This is a genomic window from Pseudomonas sp. HMSC063H08, assembly GCF_001813645.1.
GTDB lineage: Bacteria > Pseudomonadota > Gammaproteobacteria > Pseudomonadales > Pseudomonadaceae > Pseudomonas > Pseudomonas aeruginosa.
Map to the genome: position 1 here is coordinate 251,116 of NZ_KV813561.1, position 6,800 is coordinate 257,915.

Sequence of the window (6,800 nt, forward strand, 5' to 3'; positions counted from 1 at the left end):
AGTGGGTCCCGCGTGAGGCACTAGTCTAGCTGCATTGGCGGTACATCGGGTGGTCGCGGAGCAATGGAGCAGATAGTCGTAAACGGTGTTTTCATAGGTAAAGTCGAAGAAACCTGGGGCGGATTGGTCAGCGCGATCGACAAGCTGCCGGTCGAGCAGGAGTTCTGGCTGGGCCACGATGGCCTGCCCGGCGACGAACAGGCCGACATCCGCCACCACGGCGGCCTCGAGCGCGCTCTCCATCACTATCCCGCCGAGCACTACCGCTACTGGCGCAAGCGCCACCCGCTGAACCGCTGGCAACTGCCGGCGTTCGGCGAGAACATCTCGACCTACGGCATCACCGAAGCCGAGGTCTGCATCGGCGACCAGTTCCATTGGGGCGATGCCCTGCTGGAAGTCAGCCAGCCGCGTTCGCCCTGCTATCGCCAGGGCCAGCGCTGGAATCTTCCCGAGCTGCCCGACGAATTGCAGAGCGGCGGCCGCTGCGGCTGGTTCTATCGGGTCCTGCGCAGCGGCATGGTGACTCCCGGGGACCAGCTGAAGCTGGTCCAGCGGCATTACCCTGAACTGACCGTCGCCCGCCTGTTGCAGTGGTATTTCGGCGATCCCCTGGAGCCTCTCGGGTTGCGCCAGATGATGGCCTGCGACGCGCTCTCCCAGCGTTGGCGCAAGACAGCGGCGAAACGCCTGTCCAGCGGCGTGGTGGAAGACTGGGGGCCGCGCCTGCACGGGCCGTCGGATTACCGGGAGCATGCCTCTTGAGCGACTACCTGATCACCCTGAGCCAGTCCGGCCGGCTGTTGGCCAGCATGACGGTGAGCGCCGCGCGCTTTGCCGAGGTGCGCGAGCTGATGCGCCAGCGCTTCCCCGCCGGCGACGGCTTCGAACTGCGCATCGAAACGCGCCGGGAAAGCCGCCGGCTGCTGGAACAGGGGCCGCAGGGCGTGCGCTTGCTGGCGGTGGAGTACATGACCGAGGAACTGAAAGATGGCTGATGCGCTGGATAGCCTGCGCCTGATGCGCACCCAGGAACGGCCCGAACAGGTGTTCGTCCGTGGCCAGGGCTCGTGGCTGTGGGACAGCGACGGACGTGCCTTCCTCGACTTCACCCAGGGCCTGGCGGTGAACTGCCTTGGCCACAGTCCCAGCGTGCTGGTCCAGGCCCTGGCCCGGCAGGCGCGGGAGCTGGTCAGCGCCGGCCCCGGCCTGCTCAACCGGCCGGTGCTGGCATTGGCGCAGCGCCTGTGCCTGGCGACCGGCAGCGACCAGGCCTACTTCCTCACCAGCGGCGCCGAGGCCAACGAAGCGGCCATCGCCCTGGCGCGCAAGTGGGGCCGCCTGCATCGCGGCGGCGCGCAACGGATCGTCAGCACCGTCAACAGCATCCATGGACGCACCCCGGGCACCCTGACGGCTTGTGGCAAGCCGGCGCAGCATGGCCTGGAGGGATTCGCCAGGGTGCCGTTCAACGACCTCGACGCCATGGCCGCGGCCATCGACGAAGAGACGGTGGCGGTGATGCTGGAGCCGGTGCAGGGCGATGCCGGGGTGATCCCGGCGACCCTCGACTACCTGCGTGGCATCGAGCGGCTGTGCCGGCAGCGTGGCGTCCTGTTGATCCTCGACGAGGTGCAGACCGGCATCGGCCGCTGCGGCGCGCTGCTGGCGGAGGAACTGTACGGGGTACGCGCCGACATCGTTACCCTCGGCAAGGGCCTCGGCGCCGGGGTGCCGCTGTCGGCGCTGCTGGCGCGTGGCAACGCCTGTTGCTTCGAACCGGGCGACCAGCTTGGCACCCACCACGGCAACGCGTTGATGACCGCTGCCGGGCTGGCGGTACTGAATACCGTGCTGGAGCCGGGTTTCCTGGAGCAGGTGCGCGAGCAGGGCACCCACCTGCGCGATGGCCTGGCCCGTGTCGCGCGTCGCTATGGGCATGGTCCGCTGCGCGGCCAGGGACTGTTCTGGGGGCTGCCGCTGATCGGCCAGCGCGCGCCGGCGGTGGTTCGCGCGGCGTTCGGCGAAGGCCTGCTGATCAACGCGCCGCAGCCGCACTGCCTGCGTTTTTCCCCGGCGCTGACGGTGAGCCGGGCCAACGTCGACGAAATGCTGCGGCGACTGGAGCGGGCCCTGGCCCGGGTCGCCAACCGACACGAGGAGGTGGCCTGATGCGCGCCCTGGTATTGCAACACGTTCCCTTCGAAGGCAGCGCGCGGATCGGCGACTGGATCGGCCGCCACTGCGAGCACGAGCACGTCTGCTACCTCTACGCCGACGCCCACCTGCCTGCGCTGGACAGCTTCGACCTGCTGGTGGTGATGGGCGGGCCGATGAGCGTCCACGACGAAGCGCAATATCCCTGGCTGGTGGCGGAGAAGCGTTTGATCCGCGCGGCGCTGGATGCCGGCAAGAAGGTCCTCGGCATCTGCCTCGGCGCGCAGCTGCTGGCCCAGGCGCTGGGGGCTGCGGTACGCCCGGGACGCCAGGCGGAGATCGGCTGGTGGCCGCTGCACAGGTACAGCCAGGCGCTGGGCTCGCCGCTGGGCGAGCGCCTGCCGGAACGGCTGATGGCGTTCCACTGGCACGGCGAGACCTTCGACCTGCCAGCCGGCAGCGTGCCGCTCTATGGTTCGGCTGCCTGCGCCAACCAGGGCTTCATCTGGAACGAGCAGGCTATCGGCCTGCAATGTCACCTGGAAAGCACCGCGGAGAGCATCGAGGCGCTGCTCGATGCCTGCCCGCAGGACCTGCAACGGGAAGGGGCGGTGCAGAGCGCCGGGAGGATCCGCCAGGGTGTCGCGCATTGCCGCGAGGTGGCGCCGGTGCTGTTCCTGTTGCTCGATTACCTGGCGCATCGGCCGGCGGAGATCGCACGCCGGGCCTGATCGCCAGAAAGATTCCTCTGTCCTCGCATGCGCCTCCGGACGTCGTTTTGGTCCTGTGGGGCGCTTTTTTTATTCTAGGCTGCGTGCTTTCCCAACCAGGGCTCCAGTAGTGCCAGGTCGCGACGCAGGCTTTCGGCGAACAGGTGCAGGCGGGTGGGGTTGTCCAGCTCGCCGGGCTGGATGCCGACGAAGGTGAAGGTTTCGTCGTGCTCTCGGGCGGCGACATTGATACTGACGGTGCCGTCGTAGTGCATCCGGCACTGGCAGTCGTAGCCTTCCAGCGCCTGGTTCAGGCTGCGCTGGATCTCGCCGAGATCGGGGTGCTTGTTCTTGCTCATCGCATCGCTCATGCAAGGGGATGGGGCTTTCTTCTCGTGCAGGGCGAGTCGGGTGGATGCGTCGACGACCTCGGGACCGAGGGGCGGCGTAGCCTCCCGGCCGGCGCGGCGTCTGGGCTTCCCGCCCGGACATTGCTTCCTGTATCGCCAGGGTAGGGGTGCCTCCGCTATCGTTTCGCGATGCAAATGCACTAGCACCGCTAGTGCAATCGTCACGCGTGCGCGGTCAGGGCGGGCGGGCATCCTTGCTGCCCCCGGAAAATCGCTCCATCCAAGAGGAACAGCATGAACGACCAGGTACTGCGTACCCAGACCGACCGCCGCCAGTTGCAGCAGATCATCGCCGGTCTTACCGAAGGGGTGATCCTGATCGAGCCGGACCAGCGCATCCTCTGGGCCAACGAGGCGGCCCTGGCGATGCACGGCGTCGATTCGCTGGAAGGCCTGGGCGCCGATACCGGCGAGTATCGCGAGCGCTTTCGCCTGCGCTACCGCAACAATCATCCGCTGCAGGAGGGCCAGTACCCGGCCGAGCGCCTGGTGGCTGGCGAGTGCTTCAGCGACGTGGTGGTGGAAGTGTTTCCCGCCGCCGACGAGGACACCCGCTGGGTGCACCGCGTGCGCGGGTTGGTGCTGACCACCCCCGAGGACAAGCCCGACTGCCTGGTGCTGATCCTCCACGACGCCACCGAGTGGGCCAGCGCCGAGCAGCGCTTCGAGAAGACCTTCAATGCCAATCCGGCGCCGGCGGTGATCTGCCGGCTCAGCGACTACCGCTACGTGAAGGTCAATGTCGGTTTCCTGGAAATGACCGGCTATGCCCGCGACCAGGTGATCGGCCGTTCGGTGTACGAGCTGGACGTACTCGACCAGGCCGAGCGCCGCGAACTGGCGGTGGAGCGCCTGGGCGCCGGCGAGACCATCCCGCAGATGGAGGCGAGCCTGCGGGTGGCGGAGGGCGGACGCAAGTGCGTGGTGGTCGCCGGGCAACCGATAGAGGTCGGCGAGGAGGCCTGCATGCTCTTCACCTTCACCGATCTCGAACCGCGGAAGAAGGCCGAGGAGGCCCTGCGCAAGAGCGAGGAGCGCTTCGCCAAGGCCTTCCGCATGGCACCGGTGCCGAGCCTGGTGCTGTACGGCGACGACCTGCAGGCGCTGGACATCAACCAGGCCTTCAGCGAAACCTTCGGCTACCAGGCCGAGGAACTGCTCGGCGAGTCCACCGTCGCCTGCGGGCTGTGGCAGGACGGCGGCGCCGAGCGCCTGGGCGAGCTGCTGGCGCAGAGCGGCAGCGTGCGCAACGTCCAGCTGCGCCTGCAGCACAAGGATCGCAACGGCCTGGACTGCCTGGTCTCGGCCGAGGCGGTGAGCCTCAACGAGCAGGACTGCGTGCTGGTGGCCTTGCTGGACATCAGCGACCGGCGGCGCACCGAAATGGAGCTGGTGCACGCCATCGAGACGGTGATGCAGGACGCTTCCTGGTTCAGCCGCACCCTGATCGAAAAGCTCGCCAACGTGCGCCGCGCCAACGCGCCGGGCACCGGCGCCGAACTGGCCGACCTGACTGCGCGCGAGCGCGAGGTGTTCGACCTCATCTGCCAGGGCCTGGCGGACAAGGAGATCGCCAAGGAACTGGGCCTGGCGCCGAACACCGTGCGCAACCACGTGGCGACCATCTACGCCAAGCTCGATGTCCACAGCCGTGGCGAGGCCATCGTCTGGGCACGCGAACGCGGATTCGCGCCGGAGCCGCGCAACGGCAACGGGCGCAAATAAACGAAGAGGGTACGAATGCACCAGGGCGGCTGGTGCATTCGTACCTGTCGCCCGCTCCCGTCGGCGCCGACACTGGCGCAGCACGCCCGGCATGCCCCCGCCCGTGGTCGTGCACCTTTTCTCCGCGGCGCGAGCCGCGCCGTCCGCACGTCTGTTCCCCTCGCCAGTTTCGCTCTGGCGGGGGGCTTCCCGCCTCCTTTCGAATATTTGCCCCTCTGCCTCTGCTGGTGCGCGACGGCATCCTGCCGGCCGTTTGCGAATGCTCGGGACTGGTGTCGTGAAATTTTAAGTGTTATTTTTCATGAAAAATAACCAATATAATTTCACGGAGGTCGCGATGTTCCTGCAATCCAACGAGCATGTCGGCACTTACTACGCCGCCGTCAATCCCGAACTGATCCAGCCGCGCCAGGCCCTGGAGGGTGACCTCGACTGCGAGGTGCTGGTGGTCGGCGCCGGTTTCAGCGGCTTGCACACGGCGCTGCGGCTGGTCGAAGGCGGACGCCAGGTATGCGTCATCGAAGCCAGCCGGATCGCCTGGGCGGCCTCCGGGCGCAACGGCGGGCAGGCGCTGCCCGGCTGGTCCAGCGACCTGCCGCCGCTGGAGGCCGACCTCGGCTACGAAGGCGCACGCCGTCTCTGGGACGGCATGCTCTGGGCGGCCGGCGAGATGCGCGAGTTGCCGCAGCGACATGGCTTCGACTGCGACTACCGGGTCGGCCACCTATGGACGGCGATCCTGCCGCGCCGGGTCGGCCTGCTCTACGACTGGCAGGCCGAGGCCAACCGTCGCTGGGGCTACGAGGGGCTACGCTTCGTGGCGAAGGACGAGTTGCCCGAATGGATCGCCAGCGAGCGCTACCTTGCCGGTCTCTACGATCCCCACGCCGCACACCTGAATCCGCTCAAGCTGGCGTTCGGCCTGGCCGCCGCCATCGAGCGCGCCGGCGGGCGTATCCACGAGCGGACCCAGGCCCTGAACTATCGCGAGGAGGGCGACGGCTACCGGGTCCGTACCGAGCACGGCGAGATCCGCTGCGCGGCGCTGGTGCTGGCCTGCAACGCCTACATCGACGGTCTGGACAGCGAGCTGTCGCAACGGATGCTGCCGGTGGGCACCTATCAGGTCGCCACTGAGCCGCTCGGCGAGGAACGGGCGAAGTCGTTGCTGCCGCGCAACTGCTGCGTGACCGACAACCAGTTCGTCCTCGACTACTTCCGCCTGACCCCGGACCACCGCCTGCTGTTCGGCGGCGGCTGCACCTACCTGGGCGGCATGCCCAGCGACATCCGCGCCGCCACCCGGCCCTATCTCGAACGGGTGTTCCCGCAGTTGCGCGGGGTGGCGCTGGAATACGCCTGGGGCGGGCATATCGACTGCAGCATGCGGCGCACCCCGGACATCGGCCGGCAGGGCAACCGCTACTGGCTGCAAGGCTACTCCGGCCACGGCGTGCTGCCGAGTCTGGCGGCGGCCAGGGCGGTCAGCGACGCGCTGCTCGGCGACGACGAGACCCTGGCGCTCTACCAGCGTCTGCGCAATCCGAAGTTTCCCGGTGGCCAGCGCTTCGCCGCGCCGCTGGAAGCCCTGGGCAAAGCGTATTACCGTTTGCGCGACCTGTTCTGAGAGGGCCCGGAGCCGAGATGAGCGAAGTAGCCGACGACCTGGCGGAGATCGCCAGCCTGGTGCGCGAATTGCGCAAGCGCAAGGGCATCACCCTGCAGGCGCTGGCCGACGGCATTCGCCGTTCGGTGGGCTTCGTCTCCCAAGGCAATCGCATGAAGCTCACCTGAGACC

The 6,800-nt window shown here is 67.9% G+C and carries 7 protein-coding genes and 1 pseudogene; 7 read left to right on the forward strand and 1 reads right to left on the reverse strand.

The features are described from left to right. The first annotated feature begins 63 nt into the window (after positions 1 to 63). From HMPREF2924_RS26275 to HMPREF2924_RS26290, 4 genes are read left to right on the forward strand one after another with little or no spacing between them, the layout of a single operon-like run. Positions 64 to 765 (forward strand): MOSC domain-containing protein, encoded by a 702-nt coding sequence (locus HMPREF2924_RS26275; protein ID WP_003129147.1) that lies wholly within the window; start codon positions 64 to 66, stop codon positions 763 to 765. Continuing rightward, positions 762 to 998, forward strand: a complete 237-nt coding sequence (locus tag HMPREF2924_RS26280) for a hypothetical protein (RefSeq protein WP_003101561.1) — start codon at positions 762 to 764, stop codon at positions 996 to 998. Before HMPREF2924_RS26275 ends, HMPREF2924_RS26280 begins: the two co-directional genes overlap by 4 nt. Then, entirely contained in the window at positions 991 to 2,172 is a 1,182-nt protein-coding gene (locus tag HMPREF2924_RS26285; RefSeq protein ID WP_003117940.1) for an aspartate aminotransferase family protein, read from the forward strand. Before HMPREF2924_RS26280 ends, HMPREF2924_RS26285 begins: the two co-directional genes overlap by 8 nt. After that, positions 2,172 to 2,888, forward strand: a complete 717-nt coding sequence (locus HMPREF2924_RS26290; protein ID WP_003084901.1) for a type 1 glutamine amidotransferase — start codon at positions 2,172 to 2,174, stop codon at positions 2,886 to 2,888. Before HMPREF2924_RS26285 ends, HMPREF2924_RS26290 begins: the two co-directional genes overlap by 1 nt. Positions 2,889 to 2,962: 74 nt before the next feature. Here the strand turns inward: HMPREF2924_RS26290 and HMPREF2924_RS36115 are convergent, their stop codons facing one another. Further along, positions 2,963 to 3,226 (reverse strand): hypothetical protein, encoded by a 264-nt coding sequence (locus HMPREF2924_RS36115; RefSeq protein WP_003084903.1) that lies wholly within the window; start codon positions 3,224 to 3,226, stop codon positions 2,963 to 2,965. Between the two features lie 285 nt (positions 3,227 to 3,511). Between HMPREF2924_RS36115 and HMPREF2924_RS26300 the strand changes: the two genes are divergently transcribed. The 3 genes and pseudogenes from HMPREF2924_RS26300 to HMPREF2924_RS34930 form a co-directional block, all read left to right on the forward strand. Beyond that, a complete protein-coding gene (locus HMPREF2924_RS26300; protein WP_003084906.1) occupies positions 3,512 to 5,002 on the forward strand; it encodes a helix-turn-helix transcriptional regulator in 1,491 nt (496 codons plus the stop codon). A 337-nt stretch (positions 5,003 to 5,339) separates the two neighbouring features. Further along, complete coding sequence (locus HMPREF2924_RS26305; RefSeq protein WP_003129148.1) at positions 5,340 to 6,629, forward strand: NAD(P)/FAD-dependent oxidoreductase; 1,290 nt, start codon at positions 5,340 to 5,342, stop codon at positions 6,627 to 6,629. A gap of 17 nt (positions 6,630 to 6,646) precedes the next feature. Next, a pseudogene (locus tag HMPREF2924_RS34930) lies at positions 6,647 to 6,781 on the forward strand (Cro/Cl family transcriptional regulator); the annotation flags it as partial. Between the last annotated feature and the right edge of the window lie 19 nt (positions 6,782 to 6,800).